Origin of the sequence: Amycolatopsis sp. WAC 04182 (assembly GCF_003947465.1) — a bacterium.
GTDB lineage: Bacteria > Actinomycetota > Actinomycetes > Mycobacteriales > Pseudonocardiaceae > Amycolatopsis.
The window spans coordinates 42,244-65,347 of sequence record NZ_QHJJ01000001.1; the positions used below are offsets into that span (position 1 = coordinate 42,244).

The 23,104-nt window shown below is 69.3% G+C and carries 23 protein-coding genes; 14 read left to right on the forward strand and 9 right to left on the reverse strand.

Annotated elements, in window-relative coordinates; translation table 11 throughout:
- Window positions 1–387: 387 nt before the first annotated feature.
- Window positions 388–1,860 (reverse strand): S8 family serine peptidase, encoded by a 1,473-nt coding sequence (locus DMH01_RS00195; protein ID WP_125673105.1) that lies wholly within the window; start codon window positions 1,858–1,860, stop codon window positions 388–390.
- A gap of 193 nt (window positions 1,861–2,053) precedes the next feature.
- Between DMH01_RS00195 and DMH01_RS00200 the strand changes: the two genes are divergently transcribed.
- On the forward strand, window positions 2,054–3,490 hold the full coding sequence (locus DMH01_RS00200; RefSeq protein WP_199745318.1) for a hypothetical protein: 1,437 nt from the start codon (window positions 2,054–2,056) through the stop codon (window positions 3,488–3,490).
- On the opposite strand, the gene DMH01_RS00205 is transcribed toward DMH01_RS00200, so the two are convergent.
- Entirely contained in the window at window positions 3,487–4,860 is a 1,374-nt protein-coding gene (locus DMH01_RS00205) for an NAD(P)/FAD-dependent oxidoreductase (RefSeq protein ID WP_233621360.1), read from the reverse strand. The genes DMH01_RS00200 and DMH01_RS00205 overlap by 4 nt on opposite strands.
- 154 nt (window positions 4,861–5,014) lie before the next feature.
- On the opposite strand from DMH01_RS00205, the gene DMH01_RS00210 reads away from it, so the two are divergent.
- A complete protein-coding gene (locus tag DMH01_RS00210) occupies window positions 5,015–5,725 on the forward strand; it encodes a histone-like nucleoid-structuring protein Lsr2 (RefSeq protein ID WP_125673106.1) in 711 nt (236 codons plus the stop codon).
- 78 nt (window positions 5,726–5,803) lie between these two features.
- Here the strand turns inward: DMH01_RS00210 and DMH01_RS00215 are convergent, their stop codons facing one another.
- The 5 genes from DMH01_RS00215 to DMH01_RS00235 all read right to left on the reverse strand — a co-directional run bounded on the left by DMH01_RS00215 (window position 5,804) and on the right by DMH01_RS00235 (window position 10,267).
- Window positions 5,804–6,553: a lipoate--protein ligase family protein gene (locus DMH01_RS00215; RefSeq protein WP_125673107.1), complete on the reverse strand. Its 750-nt coding sequence runs from the start codon at window positions 6,551–6,553 to the stop codon at window positions 5,804–5,806.
- On the reverse strand, window positions 6,550–7,935 hold the full coding sequence (locus DMH01_RS00220; RefSeq protein ID WP_125673108.1) for an NAD(P)(+) transhydrogenase (Re/Si-specific) subunit beta: 1,386 nt from the start codon (window positions 7,933–7,935) through the stop codon (window positions 6,550–6,552). Before DMH01_RS00220 ends, DMH01_RS00215 begins: the two co-directional genes overlap by 4 nt.
- Complete coding sequence (locus DMH01_RS00225) at window positions 7,932–8,231, reverse strand: NAD(P) transhydrogenase subunit alpha (RefSeq protein WP_007032801.1); 300 nt, start codon at window positions 8,229–8,231, stop codon at window positions 7,932–7,934. Before DMH01_RS00225 ends, DMH01_RS00220 begins: the two co-directional genes overlap by 4 nt.
- Window positions 8,231–9,337, reverse strand: coding sequence for a Re/Si-specific NAD(P)(+) transhydrogenase subunit alpha (locus DMH01_RS00230; protein ID WP_125673109.1), 1,107 nt, complete (start codon window positions 9,335–9,337; stop codon window positions 8,231–8,233). Before DMH01_RS00230 ends, DMH01_RS00225 begins: the two co-directional genes overlap by 1 nt.
- 273 nt (window positions 9,338–9,610) lie before the next feature.
- Window positions 9,611–10,267 (reverse strand): TetR family transcriptional regulator, encoded by a 657-nt coding sequence (locus DMH01_RS00235; RefSeq protein ID WP_125673110.1) that lies wholly within the window; start codon window positions 10,265–10,267, stop codon window positions 9,611–9,613.
- Window positions 10,268–10,356: 89 nt separating this feature from the next.
- Here DMH01_RS00235 and DMH01_RS00240 point away from each other — a divergent pair, with 89 nt between their 5' ends.
- From DMH01_RS00240 to DMH01_RS00260, 5 genes are read left to right on the forward strand one after another with little or no spacing between them, the layout of a single operon-like run.
- Window positions 10,357–11,448 carry a ferredoxin reductase gene (locus tag DMH01_RS00240; RefSeq protein ID WP_125673111.1) on the forward strand — a complete coding sequence of 364 codons (1,092 nt, stop codon included), beginning with the start codon at window positions 10,357–10,359 and terminating at the stop codon, window positions 11,446–11,448.
- A gap of 13 nt (window positions 11,449–11,461) precedes the next feature.
- Complete coding sequence (locus tag DMH01_RS00245) at window positions 11,462–12,577, forward strand: acyl-CoA desaturase (protein ID WP_125673112.1); 1,116 nt, start codon at window positions 11,462–11,464, stop codon at window positions 12,575–12,577.
- Between the two features lie 10 nt (window positions 12,578–12,587).
- Window positions 12,588–12,791 (forward strand): hypothetical protein, encoded by a 204-nt coding sequence (locus DMH01_RS00250; RefSeq protein WP_125673113.1) that lies wholly within the window; start codon window positions 12,588–12,590, stop codon window positions 12,789–12,791.
- A 47-nt stretch (window positions 12,792–12,838) separates the two neighbouring features.
- Window positions 12,839–14,101, forward strand: coding sequence for a sensor domain-containing protein (locus tag DMH01_RS00255; protein ID WP_125673114.1), 1,263 nt, complete (start codon window positions 12,839–12,841; stop codon window positions 14,099–14,101).
- Window positions 14,102–14,109: 8 nt separating this feature from the next.
- Window positions 14,110–14,754, forward strand: a complete 645-nt coding sequence (locus DMH01_RS00260) for a response regulator transcription factor (RefSeq protein WP_125673115.1) — start codon at window positions 14,110–14,112, stop codon at window positions 14,752–14,754.
- Between the two features lie 206 nt (window positions 14,755–14,960).
- Here the strand turns inward: DMH01_RS00260 and DMH01_RS00265 are convergent, their stop codons facing one another.
- Window positions 14,961–15,491, reverse strand: a complete 531-nt coding sequence (locus DMH01_RS00265) for a GNAT family N-acetyltransferase (RefSeq protein ID WP_199745320.1) — start codon at window positions 15,489–15,491, stop codon at window positions 14,961–14,963.
- 31 nt (window positions 15,492–15,522) lie between these two features.
- On the opposite strand from DMH01_RS00265, the gene DMH01_RS00270 reads away from it, so the two are divergent.
- The 3 genes from DMH01_RS00270 to DMH01_RS00280 are packed head-to-tail and all read left to right on the forward strand — an operon-like array spanning window position 15,523 to window position 17,322.
- Window positions 15,523–16,086 (forward strand): XRE family transcriptional regulator, encoded by a 564-nt coding sequence (locus tag DMH01_RS00270; protein ID WP_125673116.1) that lies wholly within the window; start codon window positions 15,523–15,525, stop codon window positions 16,084–16,086.
- 10 nt (window positions 16,087–16,096) lie between these two features.
- A complete protein-coding gene (locus DMH01_RS00275) occupies window positions 16,097–16,906 on the forward strand; it encodes a DUF3626 domain-containing protein (protein WP_199745321.1) in 810 nt (269 codons plus the stop codon).
- A gap of 5 nt (window positions 16,907–16,911) precedes the next feature.
- Window positions 16,912–17,322 carry a secondary thiamine-phosphate synthase enzyme YjbQ gene (locus DMH01_RS00280; RefSeq protein WP_125673117.1) on the forward strand — a complete coding sequence of 137 codons (411 nt, stop codon included), beginning with the start codon at window positions 16,912–16,914 and terminating at the stop codon, window positions 17,320–17,322.
- Here DMH01_RS00280 and DMH01_RS00285 read toward each other — a convergent pair.
- Window positions 17,260–18,258, reverse strand: coding sequence for an ABC transporter permease (locus DMH01_RS00285; protein ID WP_125673118.1), 999 nt, complete (start codon window positions 18,256–18,258; stop codon window positions 17,260–17,262). The two genes, DMH01_RS00280 and DMH01_RS00285, sit on opposite strands and share 63 nt — an antisense overlap.
- A 127-nt stretch (window positions 18,259–18,385) precedes the next feature.
- On the opposite strand from DMH01_RS00285, the gene DMH01_RS00290 reads away from it, so the two are divergent.
- The 4 genes from DMH01_RS00290 to DMH01_RS00305 all read left to right on the forward strand — a co-directional run bounded on the left by DMH01_RS00290 (window position 18,386) and on the right by DMH01_RS00305 (window position 23,093).
- Window positions 18,386–19,072 (forward strand): HAD hydrolase-like protein, encoded by a 687-nt coding sequence (locus tag DMH01_RS00290; protein WP_125674261.1) that lies wholly within the window; start codon window positions 18,386–18,388, stop codon window positions 19,070–19,072.
- Window positions 19,073–19,081: 9 nt separating this feature from the next.
- Window positions 19,082–20,005: a hypothetical protein gene (locus DMH01_RS00295; RefSeq protein ID WP_125673119.1), complete on the forward strand. Its 924-nt coding sequence runs from the start codon at window positions 19,082–19,084 to the stop codon at window positions 20,003–20,005.
- A complete protein-coding gene (locus tag DMH01_RS00300; RefSeq protein WP_125673120.1) occupies window positions 20,002–20,853 on the forward strand; it encodes a hypothetical protein in 852 nt (283 codons plus the stop codon). Before DMH01_RS00295 ends, DMH01_RS00300 begins: the two co-directional genes overlap by 4 nt.
- A gap of 71 nt (window positions 20,854–20,924) precedes the next feature.
- The gene (locus tag DMH01_RS00305) at window positions 20,925–23,093 is read left to right on the forward strand and encodes a bifunctional lysylphosphatidylglycerol flippase/synthetase MprF (RefSeq protein WP_125673121.1); all 2,169 of its coding nucleotides are present in this window, start codon (window positions 20,925–20,927) and stop codon (window positions 23,091–23,093) included.
- Window positions 23,094–23,104 lie beyond the last annotated feature (11 nt).

Here is a 23,104-nt window from a genome sequence, read left to right on the forward strand (position 1 = left end):
GTCTTCCCCTACGACCTCGCGAGCTGCGCTGGTCAGGTGGCTCGTGCCGCCTCCCGGTACGCGTGAGCACATTGTGCACCCCAACTGTGCTGTTTGGCCACATGAACACCACAAGTCGCACCTGATTGGGACGCAGGACTCGTGCGAAGGACGCCGCCACCTCACCGCGGGCACGTGCCGGCGACGCCGGGGGGATCCCTCACGCGGGTGATCGAGTTCGGCGGGCCCGGCGCGCGTGACCGCCTCGAGTACATGAAGGCCCCCTTCCTTGCGCCTGGCGCAAGGAAGGGGGCCTTCATGTACTGGCCAACGTTCCGTGAAGGCCTCCTTGAGGGACCCAGAGTCCCTCAAGGAGGCCTTCACGGACTTGCCGGCCTGCGGCCTCGGTCAGCCTTGGGCGCCGAGGGACTTCGCCGCGGCGAAGGTGTCCACCAGGCCGGTGCCCTTGTCGAAGCTCGACGTGTACGGCCCCGCGGCCACGTACGGCGAGCCGTTGGCGAACTTGTACGCCGTGCCCTTGATCGCTGCCTCGATGTCACCCGGGCTCGCGTTCGGCGCGACCTGGAACAGCTGCGCGACGATGCCGGCGATCTGCGGCGCCGCCATCGAGGTCCCGCTGATCACGTTGTAGGTGCCGAGGTCCAGCAGTCCCGGGCCGTTCTTGGGCTGGAGACCCTGTGTGCAGATCGGCTGCGTCGGGCGGCACGCCGAGAGGATGTTCTCCCCCGGCGCGGAAACGTCGGGCCAGCTCGCCTGGTCGGTCTTGAGGCCGCGCGAGGAGAAATCGGACACCGTGCCGTCGCGGGTGCCGGTGCCCTGGTCGTTGAACGACGCCGCGGAAAGCACGCCCGGCGTCTGGTCCTGCCCCGGCGGGTTGGACAGGTTCGCCGAACCGTCGCCGCCGTCGTTCCCGTTCGCCCACACCGTGACGACGCCTTCCGCGGCGAGAGCGCGCTGCAGCTTCACCGTCGCCGAGTTCGGGTCGAAGGCGCCGCCGCCGCTGGGGCCGTAGGAGTTGTTGGTCACCTTGATCGGCGGGCACACCGACGCCGCGACACCCGCGCCACAGGGCGCCTTGTGGTTCTCCAGCACCCAGTTCAGCGCCGCGTCCGTGCCGAGCACGAGCAGCGCGGCCCCGGTCGAGACCGAAACGATCTTCGAGCCCGGCGCCGAGCCGCCGACCTTGGTGCCGTCGGTCAGCGTCAGCTGGTTCCCGGCGGCGATGCCGGTGACGTGCGTGCCGTGGCCGCCCAGGGCGAGCGTGTCGGTGTCGACGGAGGTCGGGACGTCGACGATGCAGTTCGTGGCGGTGCCGTTCAGGCAGAGGCTCTTGAGGTTGCGCACCACCCGTGTCTTGCCGTCGGCGCCCTTGAAGGCCGGATGCGTCGGGTCGACACCGGTGTCGATGATCGCGACCGTGACGCCCCTGCCGTCCACGGGAGCACCACCGGCGTCCTTGAGCTGCGTCTGCGTCTGGAGGCTTCGCGTCGCCGTGGTGCCGGCACTACCGTGCGCCTTGAGCTTCTCGTTGCCTTCGACGTAGGTGACCCCGGCGGCCCCGCGGACCGCGCGCACCTGGTCCGCCGTGCCCCGGACGGCGACGACGCCGATCTTCCCGAACGAGGTGATCTTCTGGAGCCCGGCCGCGCGGGCGGCGCGTTCGGCGGTGGCGATGTCGTCGGCGTGCACGAGCGCGGTCACTCCCGTCCCGCCGGTGGCGGTCGAGAGCAGCCGGGAGAGTCCGGGGGCGACGGGTGCGAGCGGTCCCGCGGCCTGCGCGGGGGCCATCCCCGCGGCCGGGACGGCTAGCAGGGCGACGACGAGCGCAGCACGTCGACGCCAGTGGCGAAATGCGGCCATGGTGTTTCTCCTGGTGACAGGGGGCAGGAATCTGTCACCTACCAACGAGTACCACCCGGACGGGTGACGGTGCGCACGCGCATTACAACTTTTCGGAGCAACATCACCTCGCCTACCTGCGACGTGTCGTCTCGTTGCTCCGGATGGAGGCGCTAGTTTGTGCACCGAGACCGACGAGATGGGGAGGGGTTCGGTGCGACTCGTTCGCCTCGCTCAGCAGCCGTCCCGGGTGGCCGAGGACGTCCGCGCCGCGCTGGCTTCACTCGGCCGGGGCAGCAATGTCGTCGGCGGGGTCGCCCTGATCGGCGCCAGCCCGGTCGACGGCAGGCCCGTCGAAGCCGTCGTGGTCATGCCGAAGGGTGTCCTCATCGTCATCGGCGTCGACCTGCCGGATCCGGCACTGAAACTCGAAGCCCCGCTCGGCGGGCCGTGGAAGGCCGACGGCTGGCCGCTGGTCCACGGCGACACCTCGATCAATCCGGCCACGGACGCGCTCTCCCTGTCCGCCGCGTGCACCCACAAGATCGCGGACGTCGCCCCCGGCGCCGGGCCGATCGGCACGATCATCGCCGTCGGGCCGTATGTGGAGACGGTCGACCAGCCCGCCGCGGATCTCGCCGGCTCGGTCCGCGTCCTCTATCCGACGGCGACGACGATGCTCGCCGCGACGGTTTCCCTGGCCAGCGCACCGCATCCCCGCTCGGTCCAGCAGGCGCGGGAGCTGATCGCCGCGCTCGCTCCGGACGCGCCGCCGATGCCGGAAGAGGTGTTGCTCGGGGAAGGGTTCAGCGCCTACTCCGACAACGAGCCGACGGTGATCCGCGAGAACCCGCTCGTCGCGATCGCGCCGACCGTCCCGGTGCAACATCCGGGGAAGAAACCCGCGAAATCGGCAGCCCCTACCGCTCCTCCTCCGCCCGTCAAGCCTGTTCAGCAGGCCGTCGCCGTGAAGCCGGTTCCCCCGGCCACGCCGATCCCGCCACCGGAGTCCGCTCCCGCCGAGCCGGGTCCGAAGAAGCCGCCCCAGTCCAAGACGGTGAAATGGCTCCCGGTCGCCGCGATCGGCCTGCTCATCGTGCTGCTGGTCGCGGCCATCAGCGTCGCTTCCAGCGGCGACGACACCGCGTCCACCCAGACTCCCCCGCCGCCGACCCCGGCGACCAGTCCGCCGCCGCCACCGAGCAGCAGCGCGGTGGAGAGCATCCAGTTCACGTCGCGGGCGTCCGCCGCGGATCAGAAGTGCGCGTCGCACGCGTACGGCGACGTCCAGTCGAGCCTTCAGCAGACGAGTTGCTCCGCGGTGAAACGGGCCAGCTTCGCCGGCTCCATCGACGGCCGGGCCGCCGCGGTGACGATCGCCGTCGTGGAATTCCCGAACACCCAGCAGGCGACCGCGTTCAAGGCCACCGCCGACACCCCCGGCGGGGGCGGCATCCTCGACCTCGCCACCGAGACCAACCAGTGGCAGGGCGACGTCCCGGTGTTCGAGGGCGCCGCCTACCAGAGCGGCCTGGACGGGAAGGCGGTCCGGCTGGTCCAGGTCGTCTGGGTGCCGGGACCGTCCACTCCGGACGATCCCGGCCTCGTTCGCGGCGCGAAGGCCGCGCTCGAACTGCCTGTGAACGGCTAGAGCCCGTACGCCTCCAGCAAGCGCAGCCATACCTCGCTGATCGTCGGGAACGACGGGACCGCGTGCCACAGCCGCGACAGCGGGACCTCGCCGACGATCGCGATCGTCGCCGCGTGCAGCAGTTCCGCCACGTCCTGCCCGACGAAGGTCGCGCCGAGGAGGACACCGCGTTCGGTGTCGACGACGATCCGCGCCTTGCCCGCGTAACCGTCCGCGTGCAGTGACGAACCGGCCACCGCGATGTCGATGTCGACGACGCGGTGCGGCTTGCCCTCTTCCGGCCCGGCGAGCCCGACCGAAGCGACCTCCGGGTCGGTGAACACCACCTGCGGGATGGCGTGGTGATCGGCCGTGGCGCTGTGTTCGCTCCACGCGGCGGAGTCGACGGGCTTGCCCGCGGCCTGCGCGGCCACCGCGTCGCCCGCGGCCCTTGCCGCGTATTTGCCCTGATGGGTCAGGGGCGCCCGGCCGGTGACATCGCCGACGGCGAACAACCACTCACCGTCCACAGCGGACACCCGGCCGTTGTCGTCCGTCGTGAGCGGCGCGCCCGCTTCGAGCCCCAGTGTCTCGACGCCGAGTCCGTCGGTCGCCGGGCGGCGGCCGGTGGCGACGAGTAATTCGTCGACGACCAACCGCTCGCCGCCTTTCAAGGCCAATTCCTTACCGCCGTCCACAGCGGACACGGAGTCGATGCCGGAGCCGGTGTGCACGGTGACCCCGGCTTCGCGGAGACCCGCGATGACGGCGTCTCCCGCGAACTCCGGCAGCCGGGGCAGCGGACGTTCGCCCGAGATGATCAGGTGGACTTCGGCGCCGAGCGTGGCGAAGGCCTGCGCCATTTCGACACCGACGACACCGCCGCCCAGTACGCCGAGGCGGCCGGGAACCTTCTCCGCCGAAGTCGCCTCACGCGAACCCCACGGGGAAACGGTGTCCAGCCCGGGGATCGACGGCGTCCGCGGGACGCTGCCCGTGGCGACGATCACGGCGTGCCGCGCGGTCAGCACGTCACCGCCGTCGATCGTGATCTCCCGCTCACCGGTGATCCGCCCGTGGCCGCGGATCGGGACGATCCCGACGCCTTCCGCCCACTTGACCTGTCCGGTGTCGTCTCCCTTGCCGGTGAACCAGTCCCGGCGCGCGAACACCTCGGCCGGGTCGACCGCATCGCCCACCGGGACGCCGGGAACCCGTTTGGCGGCGGCGAGGAGGTTCCCCGGCCGCAGCAGCGCCTTGCTCGGAATGCAGGCCCAGTAAGAACATTCGCCGCCGAAGCGTTCGTGTTCGACGAGCGCGACCCGGAGGCCGCCCCGCGCTGCCCGCTCGGCGGCGACCTCGCCGACCGGGCCGCCTCCGATCACGATCACGTCAAAATCCTGTGCTGACATGCATTCAGCGCACACCACCGCGCAGCTTCGCGCAACCTGCCGCTATCCTCGTGTCGCTGCGTGAGTCATAGCCGCGGGTCAGATTTCGCCGTGCCGGTTACGCAGTAGAACGATCGAGCGCGGGAGGTTTTTCATGGCCAGGAACACTGCTGTGCATTTATTGGATGATCTGACCGGCGAGGCGGCCGAAGAAACGGTCGCTTTCGGTTTGGACGGAATCGCTTACGACATCGACCTTTCGGCCGACAACGCCACCGCACTCCGGGAAATCCTGCGTGCCTATGTGGCGAACGGCCGCCGGATCGGCGGACGCAAGCTGCGGCCGCGGGTCGTGCAGCGGCCCAAGGGCGCGCGCGTGGCCAAGTCGACCCCGAAGACCGCGGCCACCGCCGCGAAGGCCGAGTCGAAGACGGCCGCGAAGCCGGGCCGCAAGCCCGCCGCGAAGGGTGTCGCCGGCCGCAAGCCCGCTGCCGCCAAGGCGGCTCCCAAGACCTCCGCCGCGAAGACCACCGCGGCCAAGGCGGAGGCCAAGGCTCCGGCCAAAACCACGGCGAAAGCCACTGCCGCCAAGGCGAAGTCGGCCCGCGGCACGGCGGCGAAGGCCACCGCTGCCAAGGCCCCGGCCGGTCGCGCGAAGGCCGCGGCCGCGGCGAAGACCCCGGCCAAGGCCGCTCCGAAGGCCACCGCCAAGGCGACGGCCGCGAAGGCGGCTCCGAAGGCAGCTGCCGCGAAGACGACGGCTGCCAAGGCCGCTCCGAAGGCCGCGGCCAAGGCTCCGGCGAAGAAGACCGCGCGCGCCGCTCGCAAGGTGCCCGCCGTCACTTTCTCGGCCACGGAAAAGTAGTCGACAATCAAAAGGGCCCCATTCGGACAGTGACGAATGGGGCCCTTTTTGTGGCGTGAATGTTTCGGGTCGAATCACTCACGAATCTTTTCTCTGCGCGCCCTTGGCATGCCATTCCTGGTAGTGGTACCGCGTGTGCTGGAGCGAGCGGTGCCACCCCAGCTCCTCGGCCGAGGGCTTCCGGGTGGCGAGTTCACCCAGTCGCGCGGCCGCCGCCACGCGGACCGCGGCAGTGACTTCGGCGACACCTTTCCGCAGGCCATGCTCGGCGAGCGACGCGACGGGGCTTCGATGGGAGTCGAGCGGCCGGGGATCGGAGGGTGCCGAAGTGAGGTACCGCCCGACCCGTTCGGACGCGGTCGAAACGAGCAGCGTGGAATGCGCGAGCAAGCCCGTTCTCGTCCGGAAGACGGCGAAACCGCACAGCTTCGCGTCACCGACGAACAGGCCGCGATCACCGAGCCGCGACGGCAGCCCGAGTTCGGCCACCGTCGCGGTCATCAGTTCCCCGAGTGCTTCCAACGGTCTGACGGACTTCTCCGACAAACCGAGCCCCGGCAGGACGAGCGTGATGTTGAGATTGCCGGGGTCGTGGAACACGGTGCCGCCGCCGCTGGCCCGGCGCAGCACCGGGATGCCGTCCGCCGCGCAGACGTCGGCCTTGACCTCGCGTTCGATCTTCTGCCCCCGCCCCACGACCACACAGTCGGTGTTGCGCCAGATCCACAGGACCGGCGCCTCCGGTGCGGCGCGCAGGAGGGCTTCGTCGAATGCGAGGTTGTCGGCCGGGTCGTCGAACGAGGCGACGACTTCCGAGGGACCGATCACAGTGCTTTGAGTTCCTCCACGATCTCGCCCACCGACGATTTGGCGTCGCCGAAGAGCATGCTGGTCTTCGCATCGTAGAAGAGCTCGTTGTCGATGCCGGCGAAGCCCGAGCTCATCGAGCGTTTGAGCACGATCACCGACCGGCTGTGGTTCACCTTGAGGATCGGCATCCCGTAGATGGGCGAGCCCGGATCGGTCTCCGCGGCCGGGTTCGTGACGTCGTTCGCGCCGATCACCAGCGCGACGTCGGTCTGGGCGAACTCGGAGTTGATCTCGTCCATCTCCTTGAGCTGCTCGTACGGGACGTCGGCCTCGGCGAGGAGCACGTTCATGTGACCCGGCATCCGGCCCGCCACCGGGTGGATGGCGTACGCGACCGTGATCCCCTTGGCCTCCAGCAGTTTCGCCATCTCGCGGACCACGTGCTGCGCCTGCGCGACGGCCATGCCGTAACCGGGCACGACCACGACCTTGTTGGCGTACGCCATCTGGATCGCGGTGTCGGACGCGCTGGTGCTGCGGACCGGCCGGACCTCGCCGGATCCGCCGCTCGCGACCGCCGTGCCGCCGCCGAACCCGCCGGCGACGATGGCCGGGATCGACCGGTTCATCGCCTTCGCCATCAGGTTCGTCAGGATCGAACCCGAGGCGCCGACGATCATGCCCGCCACGATCAGCGCGGTGTTGTCGAGCGCGAGCCCCATGGCCGCGGCCGACAATCCGGTGAGCGCGTTCAGCAACGAGATGACGACCGGCATGTCCGCGCCGCCGATCGGCAGCACGACCACCACGCCGAGCACGCCCGCCGCGACCAGCAGGCCGATCATCAGCAGCTCGGCGTCACCGCCGACGGCGATGACGACCGCGAACACGATCGCGGCGATCAGCACCAGCGCGTTCACCGGCTGCTGCAGTTTGCCCAGGGTGATCGGGCGGCCGGAGATGAGTTCCTGCAGTTTCCCGAACGCGATGTTCGATCCCCAGAAGGACACCGAACCGACGATCGCGGCGAACAACGACGCGATCGCGACATACGCGGGCTCGTGCGCGTAGCCCTCGGTGGTGCGGAACTCGACCCACGCGATGAGCGCGACCGCTCCGCCGCCGACGCCGTTGAACAGCGCCACCATCTGCGGCATCGCGGTCATCTTCACCTTGCGCGCGGACGGCACGCCGACGACGACACCGATCGCGACGCCGAGCGCGATGAGCAGCCAGTTGCTCATACCCGGCGTCAGGAGCGTCGCGATCACCGCGATGCCCATGCCGACCGCGGCGATCCAGTTGCCGCGCACCGCGGTGCGCGGACCGGTCAGGCCCATGAGTCCGTAGATGAACAGCGCGAAGGAAATGATGTAGAGGACGGCGATGAAGGTCGTCACTTGTCACCACCGTCTTCCGGCTTCTTCGCCTTGAACATCGAGAGCATCCGGTCGGTGACGAGGAAGCCGCCGACCACGTTGATCGTGCCGAAGGCGATCGCGATCACCAGCAGGATCTTGTTCAGTACGCCGTCGACCCCGAGGCCGAGCACGATCAGCCCGCCGAGCAGGACGATGCCGTGGATGGCGTTGGTGCCCGACATGAGCGGCGTGTGCAACGTGTTGGGCACCTTGGAGATGACCGTGAAGCCCACGAATCCGGCGAGTACGAGGATCGCCAAACTGCCTACGAGCATCACTCGCCTCCTTCTTCTTTTCCGGCCACGCAGGCCCCGGCGACGATCTCGTCGGAGAAGTCGAGCGCGAGCTTGCCTTCGGAATCGACGAGCAGTTCGAGCAACTCGGTGACGTTGCGCGCGTAGAGCTCGCTGGAATGCGCGGGCATCTCCGCGGCGAGGTTGAGCGGCGAGCAGATCGTGACGTCGTGCTCGACGACCTCCTCGCCCGGTTTCGTCAGTTCGCAGTTGCCGCCGGACTCTCCGGCGAGGTCGACCACGACACCGCCGGCGGGCATCCCCTTCACCGCGTCGGCGGTGACGAGGACCGGTGCCCGGCGGCCCGGGACGAGCGCGGTGGTGATCACGACGTCGAACCTCGTGATCGCCTCGGTGAGCCTGCGTTGCTGCTCGGCCTTTTCCTCGTCGGTCAGCTCGCGGGCGTACCCGCCTTCACCGACCGCCTCGATGCCGAGGTCGAGGAATTTCGCGCCGAGCGACTTCACCTGCTCGCCGACCTCGGGCCGGACGTCGTACCCGGTGGTCTGCGCGCCGAGCCGTTTCGCCGTCGCCAAGGCCTGCAGCCCGGCGACGCCGGCGCCGAGCACGAGCACCTTCGCCGGTGGCACCGTCCCGGCGGCGGTGGTGAGCATCGGGAAGAACCGGGTGAGTTTCTCCGCGGCCAGCAAGACCGCGCGATAACCCGCGACGCTGCTCTGCGACGACAACGCGTCCATCGCCTGCGCGCGGGAGATCCGCGGGATCGCCTCGACGGCGAAGGCGCGCACGCCCGCCGATTCGAGCGCCGCTATCCCCTCGGGATCACCCCTCGGATTCAGGAAGCCGATGAGAATGGTGCCCTGTTTGAGCTTCGCGACTTCGGCCGCGCTCGGAGGCGCCACCTTCACCACGATGTCGGCATCCCACGGATCGCCGATCACCGCTCCCGCCTGCTCGAAGGTCTCGTCGGCGAGCAGCGCGCCGGCGCCCGCGCCGGGCTCGACCACCACCCGCAGTCCGCGTCCGGAAACGCGCTCGATGAGTTTCGGTACCAGCGCGATACGGCGTTCGCCTTGTCCGGTTTCCCGGACCACACCGACCGTGAGCTGCTCGTTCTCTGCCGCCACAGGCGACCTCCTCGCTGGAGAGGACCACACGAACCCGCACTTCTTACCACGCCCGGCCGACAACTTTCCTGGCTGAACGTATCCGGACGGCATCTTTCCGTGACATCACTCATCACGATCGATCCAGCCATCGATCCAGGTGCGCGACCTCATAAGGGGCCAGGCGGGCTGAAGGGGACTTTCACCGCATCAGATGTGACGAAAGCGTCCTTCACCGCGTGACATGCGGTGAAGGACGCTTTCAGCCCACCTTGCGGGGCAGCGCTTTCCGCATCACGGAACGCTGCGCCAGTTCGGCACGCCCAGAAAGATCAGCCGCAGCCGCCGTTCGGCCGTGCGCCCGATCTCGTCGTCCCGCGAAGGCGCTTCGAGCAGCTCCAGCACCGTCGTGAGCATGGTCGTCACGATCAGGTCGGCGAGCAGATGGAGATCTTCGGTGCTCCATTCGCGGAGATTGTCGAAGCGCGCGAGGTCGACGGCGAGTTCGCTGACGAAGAGCTTGAGTTCGAACGCGATCGCCTGCCGGACCGGCCCCGTGCCGCCGTACCGCTCCCTGGTCAGGAAATGGAAGTGGTCCTCGTGCGCCCGCACGTGTTCGCGGAGGATGCGCACGGACGTCTTGATCATGTCGTTGTACGCGGCCGGTTTGGTGCGCGCCGACCGGATCATCGTGCGCAGCGTGCGCATCGACTCCTCGACGAGCGCGACGCCCAGTTCGTCCATGGACGCGAAATGGCGGTAGAACGCCGTCGGCACGATCCCGGCCTGCTTCGCCACCTCGCGCAGGCTGAGCCCGGAGAACCCTCGTTCCGCCACCAGGTCCAGGGCGGCGTCCAGCAGCGCCTGCCGTGTGCGCTGCTTGCGCTCCTGCCGGGAAACGGGCTCCGTTGTCACGACGGACAGCGTAATCGCCTCCGCGGTATCACCCACGTCACATCACCCTCCTCTCGCGTTGACAAGCGCGAGTATCGCCACTTCACTATTCAGTGTACAAGCGTTCACTGAATTTGGGAGAAGTGATGACGGCACTGGTACCGCGCAGGGCCAGGCGGCTGGCCTCGCTGGCCGAGGCCCTGCTCACGCCCCATGGCATGGACCGCTACCTCGAACTCGTCGATCCGATGCTGGTCCGCCGCGAGATCCGCGGCCTGGTCACCGACGTCCGGCGGCAGACACCCGACACGGTCACGCTGACCATCCGGCCGAGCCGCGCCTGGCGGGGACACGTCGCGGGCCAGTACGTGCGGGTGACCGTCGAGATCGACGGCGTCCGCCGGACCCGCTGCTACTCACCCGCCGGTTCGGAGCACGACGGATCACTGGAACTGACCATCAAGGCCGACCCGCAGGGGCTCGTCTCGCGGCATCTGAACCGCACGGTCACCATCGGCTCGGTGCTCGGACTGTCCACTCCGGACGGTGAGTTCACCCTGCCGTCGCCGAGGCCCCGGCGGATCCTGCTGCTGAGCGGCGGAAGCGGGATCACCCCCGTCCTGTCGATGCTGCGCACGCTGGCGGACGAGAAATACGAGGGCGATCTCGCCTTCCTCCACTACTCCAACGGCGCCGAAGACGCGCTCTATCGCGCCGAACTCGCCGACCTCGCGCGCCGGCTCCCCGGGCTGCGGGTGGTACACGCGTTCACTCACGCCAAGACCGGCGGCGACCTCCACGGGTTCTTCTCGAAGGAGCACCTCGCCGAGGCCGCGCCGTGGTACCCGGACGCCGAAACCTTCCTGTGCGGTCCGAAACCCCTGATGGATTCGGTCTGCGAGGTCTTCGAGGCCGACGGTCTCGGCGCACATCTGCACACCGAGGAGTTCACGCCGCCGGCGCTCACCTTCGACACCGAGAACGCCGAAGGGCAGGTTCGGTTCGCGCGCAGCGGCCGCGAATTCGCCAACTCCGGGAAACCGTTGCTGGAGCAGGCCGAAGAGGCGGGACTCAGCCCGGAACACGGCTGCCGGATGGGCATCTGCTTCTCCTGCACGCAGATCAAGACCTCCGGTTGTGTGCGCAACGCCAAGACCGGCGAGACCTCCAGCGAAGAAAACGAAGAGATCCAGCTCTGCATCTCCGTCCCGGTCGGGGACGTCGAGATCAACGCTTAGAAAGGAGCCCGTGATGACCGGCTTGCAGGACAAGCTCACCCCCGCCCAGGTCGAGGAGTTCGGCCGCGAACTGGACGAGATCCGGCAGCGGATCGTCGCCGATCTCGGCCAGGCCGACGTCGACTACATCCACAACGTCATCAAGACCCAGCGCGCGCTCGAGGTCGCCGGCCGCGGGCTGCTGTTCGCCGGGTTCTTCCCGCCCGCGTGGGTCGCCGGGGTGACCGCGCTCTCGGTGGCGAAGATCCTCGACAACATGGAGATCGGCCACAACGTCATGCACGGCCAGTACGACTGGACGCGCGACCCGGCGCTGAGCTCGCAGAAGTTCGAATGGGACACCGTCGCGCCGTCGGAGAACTGGCGCCACTCCCACAACTACATCCACCACACCTACACCAACATCCTCGACAAGGACCGCGACATCGGTTACGGCGTGCTGCGGATGGACACCGCGCAGAAATGGCACCCGTACTACCTGGGCAACCCGGTGTACGCGACGCTGCTCGCGCTGTTCTTCCAGTGGGGCGTCATGCTGCACGACCTCGAGTTCGACCGCGTCGTCAAGGGCGAGCGCAAGTGGTCGGACAACAAGGAGGTCGGCCTGAAGATGCTCAAGAAGGCCGGTCGCCAGGTCGGCAAGGACTACGTGCTGTTCCCGCTGCTGACCGGTCCGCTCGCGCCGCTGACCTTCCTCGGCAACGCCACCGCGAACCTGACCCGCAACCTGTGGGCGTTCTCGATCATCTTCTGCGGGCACTTCCCCGCCGACGTCGAGAGCTTCACCGAGGAGGAGACCGAGAACGAGTCGCGGGGCCAGTGGTACCTGCGGCAGATCCTCGGCTCGGCGAACATCACCGGCGGCAAGCTCTTCCACATCATGACCGGGAACCTCTCGCACCAGATCGAGCACCACCTGTTCCCGGACATCCCGGCGCGCCGCTACCCGGAGATCGCGGGCGAGGTGCGGGCGATCTGCGAGAAGTACGGCCTGCCGTACAACACCGGCCCCCTGTACAAGCAGCTGTTCTCGGTGGCCAAGAAGATCGTGAAACTGGCCCTTCCGTGGAACGGTGAGCCCCGCACACCGGCTACCGTGGAGAGCGACAAGACCCTCCGAGCGGCTTAAGGTGTCTGACATGGTCGGTCAGTTCGAAAGCACCAAGGACGTGGTGCAAGAGGTCACCGAGTCCGCGGCCACCCACATCGGCAACATCGCGACGATCATCACCGGCGCGATCCGGGACATCGCCCGCGAAACCGGCGACTGGCTGACGGACGTCATCGAGATGCGCGAGGCGTCCCAGCGGGCGCAGGCCGACGAGGGCCGCGCCGAAGACTAGGGAAAACCGGATGGGCACGAGGCGGGTGGCCACGGCACGCTGAAGCCGTGATCACCTGCCTCGCCCTGCTTCGACGCGTCCTCGGCGCACAGCTGAGCCGCGCGTACTGGGCCGAGCTGGCGTGGGTGATCATCGGCGCGCCGCTGACGCTGGCGTTCGTGGTGCTCGTCGTCGTCGGGCTGTTCCTCGGCGCCGGCCTGAGCCTGCTCACGATCGGGCTGCCGGTGCTCATCGGTGTCCTGGCGGGCGCGCGGCTGATCGGCGTCGCCCACATCGGCCTGGCGCGTGGCCTGCTCGGGACGACGGTCACCCCGCCCGCCCGTCGCGAACCACGGCCGGGGCTGTGGAACGGCGTCAAAGGGCGGCTCGGGGATCCGCTCGGCTGGCGGTCGATCGCCTATCTGCTGATCCGGCTGCCGCTTTCGGTGATCGAGTTCTTCCTGGTCGCGAGCCTGTTCGTGTACGCCGTGAGCACGCTGACCTATCCGCTGTTCTGGTTCACCCTGAACGGCGAGGCCATGCCGGCGTTCGACCTCCGCGTCGACACCTGGCCCCTCACCCTTCCGCTCGCCCTCACCGGGCTGGCCGTGCTGCTGGCGATGCCGTGGGTGGTCCACGGCCTCGCCGAATTCGACCGCCTGCTGGTGCGCGGGGTCCTGGGCGCCGAGGACCTCTCCAAACGCGTCCGCGACCTCGAACGCAGCCGCGCGACGGCGGTCGACGACGCGACGCGGCGGCTGCGCCGGATCGAGCGCGACCTGCACGACGGCGCGCAGGCCCAGCTGGTCGCGCTGGCGATGAAGCTCGGCATCGCGAAGGACGAGCTCGCCGGCGGCGGCGACATCGAGCAGGTCACCGCCCTGGTCACAGCCGCGCATTCCAACGCGAAACAAGCTCTGATCGAGCTGCGCGACCTCGCCCGCGGCATCCATCCCGCCGCGCTCGACGCGGGCCTCGACGTCGCTCTGTCCACTTTGGCCGCGGGCTCGGGCATCGACGCGCGGATCACCGTGGACCTGCCGGACCGGCCGTCGCCGTCGATCGAGACCATCGCCTACTTCACCGTGGCCGAGCTGCTGACGAATGCCGCCAAACACACTTCCTCCGCGATCGAGGTCGACGTGGGTATCGTCGGCGAAGACCTGCGGCTCGTGGTGCGCGACGCCGGCGAAGGCGGGGCCCGGCCGGTACGCGGTGGAGGGCTCGCCGGGATCGCCGAGCGGCTCGCGACAGTGGACGGCGGGCTCGACATCGACAGCCCTCCGGGAGGGCCTACGGTGATCAGCGCGGTAATACCGATACGGAAATAGGGGGCGGCGTGCGCGTCGTGATCGCGGAGGATTCGGCCATCCTCCGGGCGGGGCTCGTCGAACTGCTGAACCTTCGGGGGCACGAGGTCGTCGCGGCCGTCGCCGACGGGGACAGCCTGTGCGCGGCGGTGCGCGAACACCGCCCCGATGTGTCCATTGTGGATATCCGGATGCCGCCCACGCACACCGACGAAGGGCTGCGCGCGTCCATCGCGCTGCGCGCGGAACTGCCGGGATGCGCGATCCTGCTGTTCTCGCAGTACGTCGAGACGCAGTACGCGACGGAACTCCTGGCGGATCGCGCGGGCGGTGTCGGCTATCTGCTGAAGGACCGTGTCGCGGAGGTGTCGGACTTCCTCGACGCACTCCGGCGGGTGGCCGACGGCGAGACCGTGCTCGACCCGGAAGTGGTCAGTCAGCTGTTCACCGCCACCCGGAAGACGGACGCGCTCGCCGGACTGACACCGCGGGAGCGTGAGGTACTGGGACTGATGGCCGAAGGACGGTCGAACTCGGCCATCGCGGCGGCGCTGTTCCTTTCGGCGGGCTCGGTGGAGAAGTACGTGTCGAGCATCTTCGGGAAGCTGGCGCTGCCTCAGTCCGAAGGGGACAACCGGCGGGTTCTCGCCGTGCTGCGGTATCTGGAGTCCTAAGACGGGCTGAAGGGGACTTTCCCCGCGTCTCATGCGGTGAAGGACGCTTTCGTCGCGTCGCACGGACCTGTCGGCGAATTCGCGGCCACGCGGAGGATGCCTGATCGGCGCGTGATCTTCAGCGAACTCGCGTGATTGGACGGCGAACTCACGTGACTGGAGAGCGAACTCGCGTGATTGGACACGGAACTCACGGCGGATCCGGCCTAGCGCGGCTCCAGCGGGACCCCGTCCACCTCCGGCAGGCACAGCTGCACCCAGGCGACATCCCGCCAGGCCCCGTGCTTGTACCCGATCCGCCGGTACGTCCCCACCGGCTCGAAGCCCAGCGCGCGATGCAGCCCGGCGCTCGCGTCGTTCGGCAGCACCATTCCCGCGCAGAAGTTCCGGAAGCCGCGCGACGCCAGCTTGTCCAGCAGCGCCTGATAGAGCGCGCGTCCGCCACCCGTCCTCCGGCGGCCGAGCTCCAGATAGATACTGACCTCACATGACCAGCGATAAGAAGGCCGACCGCTGAAGGGGCCTCCGTAGGCGTAGCCGGCGACGCGGCCTTCGTCGTCTTCGAGCACGAGCCATGCGTGCGATCGCTGTGCCTTGGCGATGCGCTCGGCCATCTCGTCCGGCTTGGGCGGCTCGGTTTCGAACGAGATCACCGTGTCGGTGACATACGGCGCGTAGATCTCCGCGCACGCCGTCGCGTCGGCTTCCGTCGCTTCCCTGATCACCATGGCGACCATAGTAACCGAGACTGCCACTATAGTGAGCAGCATGTCGGATCCCTTGTCCGCGTCGCTCGCCGCGACGCTCCAGTCCGCGAGACTCGACCAGAACCTTTCGGCCAACGCCCTCGCCGAGATGTCGGGCGTGTCGAGGGCGATGATCGGCAAGATCGAACGGGGCGAGGCGCAGCCGACGGCGGTCCTGCTCGGCAGGCTTTCCGCCGCGCTCGGGATGACGTTGTCCGAGCTGATCGCCCGCGCCGAACACGGCGACCGGCGCCTCGTGCGCGCCGCCGATCAGCCGACGTGGACCGACCCCGACACCGGGTACGTGCGCCGCGCGGTCTCGCCCACGCTCGGCGGGCCGCTGGAACTGGTCGAGGTCGTGCTGCCCGCGGGCGCCGAGGTCGCCTTCCCCGCGCACACCTATGCGCTGACCCATCACCAGATCTGGGTGCTCGACGGGCATCTGCGCTTCCGCGAGGGCGACGTCGAGCACGAACTCGACGCCGGCGACTGCCTTCAGCTCGGCATCCCCCAACCGTGCGCCTACGTCAACCCGACCGGCGAGCCGGTGCGATATCTGGTCGCCCTCGCCCGGCGGCACGCCTGATACTCGGGTGATGAACCGGCGGGCACTCGCGTACGTCGCGGCGAAAGCACGCGGCGGGCACGAGGCCGGGCTGCCGGTGACGCTGCACTTCCATCCGGACAGGTCCACAGTGGACGGACGACCGCTGCTGGCGGCGATGGCCGAGGACGGGTTCTACCGCAACCAGTTCGAAACCGGGACGAGCAACGGAGGGCTGACCGCGTATCCCGGTGGAGATCGCTGGCACTGGGAGAGCCGGATGTTCGGCGGCGCCTACGACGACGCGCCCGCCGCCGAACGGCCGAAGTACGGCGCCTTGAACTTCCGCCGCCGTGCGACCGGCGGCGCGCCGAGATTCGGCTCCGCCCATTTCCGGATGGCCGCGCACACGGTCTCGCGGACGACGTTCTGCTACCCGGACAGCGTGCTGAACCCGGCGGATTTCGGCTGCGGCACCAGGGTTTCCGCGCTGATCGCACTGGCGGAGCAGGACGAATCCGATCTTCTCGACGACTACATCGAGGCACACGTCCACGGTCCGGTCGATCTCACGAAGGACGTCGAAGCCCTCGCTCTCGACCCTAGCCACCGCGGCACCGACGTCGAAAAGGCCGCGGCGCGACTCGGCTGCCCGGTCGAATGGCATCCTGGTTTCCGCCTCTCCATCGAAGAACTCGAACGGCACCCCGGGTACCGCGGTCCCGAATTCGTCGAACTCGGCCTGGCGCTGGCCGAAGACGGTCACCTCGACCCCCGTGTCCTCGGCGAAGCCCGCGGCGTCGACCAGCAAGCCCTCAAACGCGTCTGGCACTACGTGGCGCGCTTCGGGGCACTACCGTGAAGAGCATGTATTCCACGGAGATCGAGGTGCGCACCGGCAGCGTGGCCGTGGTGCACGACCTGACCAGGGACGCCGAGGCCTTCCTGCGCGACGCGGACGCCGAGGACGGGATCCTGCACGTCTTCGTCCCGCACGCGACGTCCGGCCTGGCGATCCTCGAGACCGGCGCCGGCAGCGACGAAGACCTGCTCACCGCCATCGACGAACTGCTCCCCCGCGACGGCCGCTGGCGGCACCAGCACGGCAGTCCCGGTCACGGCCGTGACCACGTCCTGCCCGCGCTGCTGCCGCCGTTCGCGACGATCCCGGTGCTCGGCGGCGTGATGACGCTGGGCACCTGGCAGTCGGTCTGCCTAGTGGACACCAACCTGGACAACCCGGTCCGGCGTGTCCGCTTCAGCCTTCTGGAGGGTTGAGCGGCCCGGCCACAGCGCGAGCACCAGCCCCGCCGCGAGCAGTCCGGCGAGCACCCACACCCCGGTCGCGACGTCCGGCGCGCCGGGCACGCCCTGCAGCAGGCTCCGTAGCCCTTCCGCGGCGAACCGGAACGGCGTCCAGGACCACAGCACCGCGCGGTACGCGGGATTCAGCAGCTCGGGCACCTGACCCGCGACGGCGGGCGCGACCAGGTAGAGCGGGCCGAGGATCGCCATCGCCCGTACGCCGAGCAGCCGCAGCAGCCCGGTCTGCAGGGCGGCGAACCCGGTCGAGGTCAGGAGAAGGAAGCCGAGGACGTCCCAGCCGAGCGGGAGCGCGGAGTCCCACAGCTTCAGGAATCCGGCCAGCACTCCGGTGACCAGCACGCCCGCCGAAACTATCTGCGTGAAGCGCGCGGCGGCTCCCGCGTCCCGGCCGATCCGCCGTCCGGCCAGGATCAGCACGGCGCCCGCGGCCAGGCAGCCGACCCACGCCAGCGCGCTCAGCGCGAGCGGCGCGACCCGGCCCGCGGCGCTCGCGGGATGCAGCGTTTCGACCTTCGGTGTCCCGCCCATCGCTTGCGCGGCGCCGGTCAGTGCCTGTTGCGCGATCTGCGTTCCGGACGGGTTCACCGCGCCGGAGACCACGACCGTCGACGGCAGCTCGAGAACGCCGTAGACCTCCTTGTCCTCCAGCAGTTTCCGGCCCTCCTCGGGGGAGGTCACCCGCCACGAGACCTGGCCGCCGCCGTGGGACGCGATCTTCTTCGCGGCGGCCTCGAGCGGGCCAGGAGGTGCGGCGACGGCGATGGGCAGCCCGTCGGGCGCGACGGTGGCCTGCGCGCCGAAGGTGAGAAAGCCGAGCAAGACGGCGACCAGCGCACCGGCCGCCGCGGCGAGTAAGGCGAAGGCCCCGGCGGGGCGACGGTTCGACATGACCGTCCTCCATTTATTCGTCAGCTGTTGAATTAGCTGCCAAGGTAGGCGTCCCGCCCACGGAAGTCAACAGACGTTGAATAAGGTCACCGGTACCGTCGACCGCGTGACTACTCCGCACCGGCTCGTGCTGTGGGACATCGACCAGACCCTCGTGGACCTGCGCGGCACCGGCGCCGCCTGGTACACGACCGCGCTCGCCGAGGTCGCCGGCGTCGAACTGCGGGCGATGCCGAATTTCGGCGGCCGCACCGAACGCGCCATCAGCGCGGACATCCTGACCTCGCACGGCGTCGAGCCCACCGAGGAGAACGTGCGCAAGCTCTGGCTCGCGCTGATCGCGATCTCCGAAAGCCACGCCCCGACGCTGGCTTCGAGCGGCCGGGCGCTCCCGGGCGCGAAGGACGCGCTGAACGCCTTCGCGACGCAGGGCGGCGTCGTCCAGACACTGGTCACCGGGAATCTGCCGGAGATCTCCGTGCACAAGCTGACCGCGTTCGACCTGCACGAGCACGTGGACTTCGAGATCGGCGGCTACGGCTCGCTCTCGGCGCACCGCCCCGATCTGGTGCCCGCCGCCGTCGGCCACGCTTCGGCGAAACACGGCACCGAGTTCGCGCCGGCGTCGGTCGTCGTCATCGGCGACACCCCGGACGACGTGCGGGCCGCGCTCGACAACGGCGCCGTCGCGGTGGCCGTCGCGACCGGGCAGTTCAGCGCGGAGGAACTGGCCGACGCGGGCGCGCACACGGTGCTCGGAGACCTGTCCGACCTGGCAGCGGTGCGTGCGGCCGTGCTGGGGGACGTTAACTAAGCTCGCTTCATGGCATACCCAGGCGGCAACGGCTGGCCGGAGCAGCAACCGCAGCAGCCCTACCAGCAGCAACCCCCGCAGCAGGGCTACCCGCCCCAGAATCCGCCACAGTACGCCCAGCAGCCGTACCAGGGTTACCAGCAGTTCCCGCAGCAGACGTACCAGGGTTTCGCGCCGGAGCCGCCGAAGAAGGGCAACAAGGGGCTGTGGATCGGCCTCGGCGCGCTGGTGCTGGTGATCGCCGTGGGCGCCACGCTTTTCTTCGTGCTGCGTGACGGCGAAGAGCCGCAGCCCCAGGCCGGGCCGCCGCCTTCCTCCGCGCCGGTGCCGCCGTCGTCTTCGGCCTCGAAGCCGCCGTCCTCGAGCAGTGGCGCCCCGAAGGACAACAAAGTGCCCTCGACGACGCCCGGCTGGCAGGGGATCCTGTCGGTGAAGGACAAAACCGCCTACGACCTGCCCCCGTCGGGCTGGAAGACCGAGCCTGGCCAGATCGTCGGCTACAACGAGGGCGAGTTCAAGATGGTCATCCACGAGGCGTCGACGTACAAACTCGGCGCCTGCCCGGATGCCCGAGGCTCGAACCGCGGTGTCGTCGGCTTCGCCACCGCGGACCGGATCCCGGTCGAGAACGCCGCCAGGGGCGCCGTCCGGCTCTGGATCCAGTCCGCCACCGGCAAACCGGACGTCCCGATGCCCGACATCACGCAGGTCCCGATCGCGAGCGGGTCGATCCAGGCCGTCAGCTCGACCGGGACGTTCACCCCCGCCGAAACCGAGGACTGCCGCGCGCCGAGCGTGAAGGTCACTTCGGCCGCGTTCAAGTCCGGCGACCAGACCATCTGCTTCGTCATGGCCATCGACCAGGGCACACCGGACGCGCTGCCCGAGGCGGACGCCCAGAAGATCCTCGCGAGTCTGAGGCCGCAGCAATGACCGGCCCCGGTGGGCGGATCGACGAACCTCGGCCGTGGTTCGTCGATCCGCTCACCGGGCAGCCACTCGAAACCGAGGCCGAGCAGACGAGACCGCTTCCGGTCGTCCGGGACGCCATCCCGGCGCGCCGGCGCCTCCGCCTCAGGCCGACGCTGGGTGTCCTCGGGCTGGCCGCCGTCCTCGCCGTCGGCACGACGGCCACCTATCAGGCCAAGACCGCGCCTCCGCCGCCGTCCGCCCACGATCTCGTCCTGCCCGACCCCGCACCCGCCACGCGGATCCGGCCCGTGATCGCGGGCTGGCAACCGGTGGTGTCCGACGATCACCCGTTCGTCTACGACGTCCCGTCCGACTGGAAGCTCGAAGAGCCCGACGTCGCCATCGGCTACGAGACCCCGGCCGGGGACCTCGTCACCCTGCAGGGAGTCGCACGGTTCCGCCGCGCGTTCTGCCCCAGCACCGATCTCTCGGCGCGCGCGACGGCGGGATTCACCACCATCGACGAGGGCGAGGTCGGCGGCCTCGCCGAAGCCGCCGAGGAAACGACGCTGCGCTGGGCCGAAGCGGCGTACGGGCGATCCCCGAAGACGGAGATCGGCGAAACCGGGCCGGTGCCGGTCCTGGACGGCGGGACGACCGCCACCGCCGTGACCACCACCGTCGTCCCCGCCCCGGACGGACCGTGCCCCGCCCCGTCGGTCTCGATCACCGCCATCGCCCTCCCGCTGCGCGCGCTGCCCGGATCAGGCCGCTACCACGTCCTCCTGGTACTGGCGGACCAGCAGATCCCCGGCGCGATAGCCAGAGGTGTCGTCCTCAAGATGGGTGAGAGCATCCGTCGCGAGTAGCACTCCCCTAAGGGAAAAATGGGTCCCGTGCCGGATGTGTCCGAGCACCTCCCGGACCTAATTTGAGTTCCATGCCAAAAGGGGGAAGCGGGACGGCCGCGCCGGGCCGGACGCGCAAGATCATCACGGTGCTGAGGCACCGGCTGCCTTTCACCAGCCTCGTCACGCTGACCATGCTCGCGCTCGCCTTGGCCACGGGCGCGCTCTGGTCGGCCGCCGAGGACCGCGCGGTGTACCCGTACATCGCGTATGGGCTGCCGTCGCTCGAATCAGGCCGGTGGTGGACCTTGTTCACCGGACCGCTGTTCGCGGTCGTCCCGCTGTACTACTTGCCGATGGTGCTCAGCTTCGCGTTGTTCGCCGGGTTCGCGGAATGGCGGCTCGGCACCCGGCGGGCGATGGCCGTCGCCATCGGCGGCCAGTTCGTCAGCGTGCTGGTGGCGGTCCAGTTCCTGGCGCTGAGCCGCAACTCCGGCTGGGAATGGGCGGAACGGGTCGCGGGCAGCCTCGACGTCGGGTTCTCCGGCGGCGCGCTCGCCGCGGTCGCGGTCGCCAGCGCCACCCTGCGCCCGCCGTGGCGGCTGCGGCTGCGCGCCGGGCTGTGCGTCTACGCCGGTGTCGCGATCATCTTCGTCGGCACGCTCGCCGACCTCGTGCACTTCTTCGCCCTCGTCCTCGCCCTGCCGTTCGGCCGGAAGTTCCTCGGCGCCAAGGACTCCTCGCGTGAACGGAGGCCGAGCCTGCGCGAGTGGCGGTTCTACGTCATGGCCGGTCTGCTGGTGCTGACGGTCGCCGAACTGGTGATGTCCTTCGTGCCGGGCAACGGCCCCTTCGGTTCGTCCGAAGAGCTTTCGCTGTCCACCTGGGAAGTCGTCATCCTGTGCCTGATCGTGGTGCCGATCATGAACGGCCTGCGCAAGGGCAGCCAGGTCGCCTGGTGGTGCGCGATGATCCTGACCTCGTTCGTCATCCTGCAGGTGATGGTCTACGGCGGGGTGCTCACGCTGGCGGAGATCTTCGGCGAGGACGCCGGCGTGGTGGATCCGCCGCTGTTCTTCGTGGACAACCTGCTCTGGACGGTGGAATTCGCCCTGCTGGTCTCTTCGCGCGGCGCCTTCCGCGTGCCGTCGCGGCGGAAGTGCCGCCGTCTCGGCCGGATGGGCAACCCCGCGCTGGCCCGCACGCTGCTCAGCCGCCACGGCGGAAGCACCCTTTCGTGGATGACGACCTGGCCGCAGAACTCGTACTTCGTCGCCGCGGACGGCAAGTCCTACCTCGCCTACCGGCGGCACGCCGGGGTCGCCATCGCGCTGGGCGACCCGATCGCCCCGGACGGCGCCGCCGACCGGACGATCGCCGAGTTCATCACGATGTGCGAGAACACCGGTCTCGTGCCGTGCCTGTTCTCCGCGACCGGCGACACCACCGCCAAGACCGAAGAGCTCGGCTGGAAGCAGGTCCAGGTCGCCGAGGACACCCTGATCGAACTGGAAACGCTGGAGTTCCGCGGCAAGCGCTGGCAGGACGTGCGGACCGCGCTCAACCGGGCCAAGAAGGACGGCATCGAGTTCCGGCTCGTCCGGCTCGCCGACCAGCCGCGCGCGGTGATCTCGCAGGTCCGCGCGATCTCCGAGGAGTGGATCAGCGACAAGGGTATGCCGGAAATGGGCTTCACCCTCGGCGGCGTCGACGAGGCGATGGATCCCGAGACCCGCGTGGGTCTCGCGGTGGACGCCGACGGCGTGGTCCACGGCGTGACGTCGTGGCTGCCGGTCCACACCGGTGCGGGCGCGATCGGCGGCTGGACACTCGACGTCATGCGCAAACGCGCCGACGGGTTCCGTCCGTCGATGGAGTTCCTGATCGCGTCGTCGTGCCTGGCCTTCCGCGAGGAAGGCGCGAAGTTCGTCTCGCTGTCCGGCGCCCCGCTGGCGAGCTCCGGCGAACCCGCGCACGCCGTCGAGCGGGTGCTGGACGCGCTCGGCACGATGATGGAGCCGTTCTACGGCTTCCGTTCGCTGCACGCGTTCAAGGCGAAGTTCCAGCCGCGCCACGTGCCGCTGTACCTCGCGTTCCGCGACGAGGCGGACCTTCCGCGGATCGGGATCGCGCTCGGCCGGGCGTACCTGCCGAACACCGGGCTGCTGCGGCTGGCGAAGCTCGCGCGGTCGGGCAAGAAGCCTCAGCGTCTGTCGGTGAACCCGCAGCCGGCAAGGACTTCTTCGCTGGCTTCACAGTAGAAGCGGCGTGT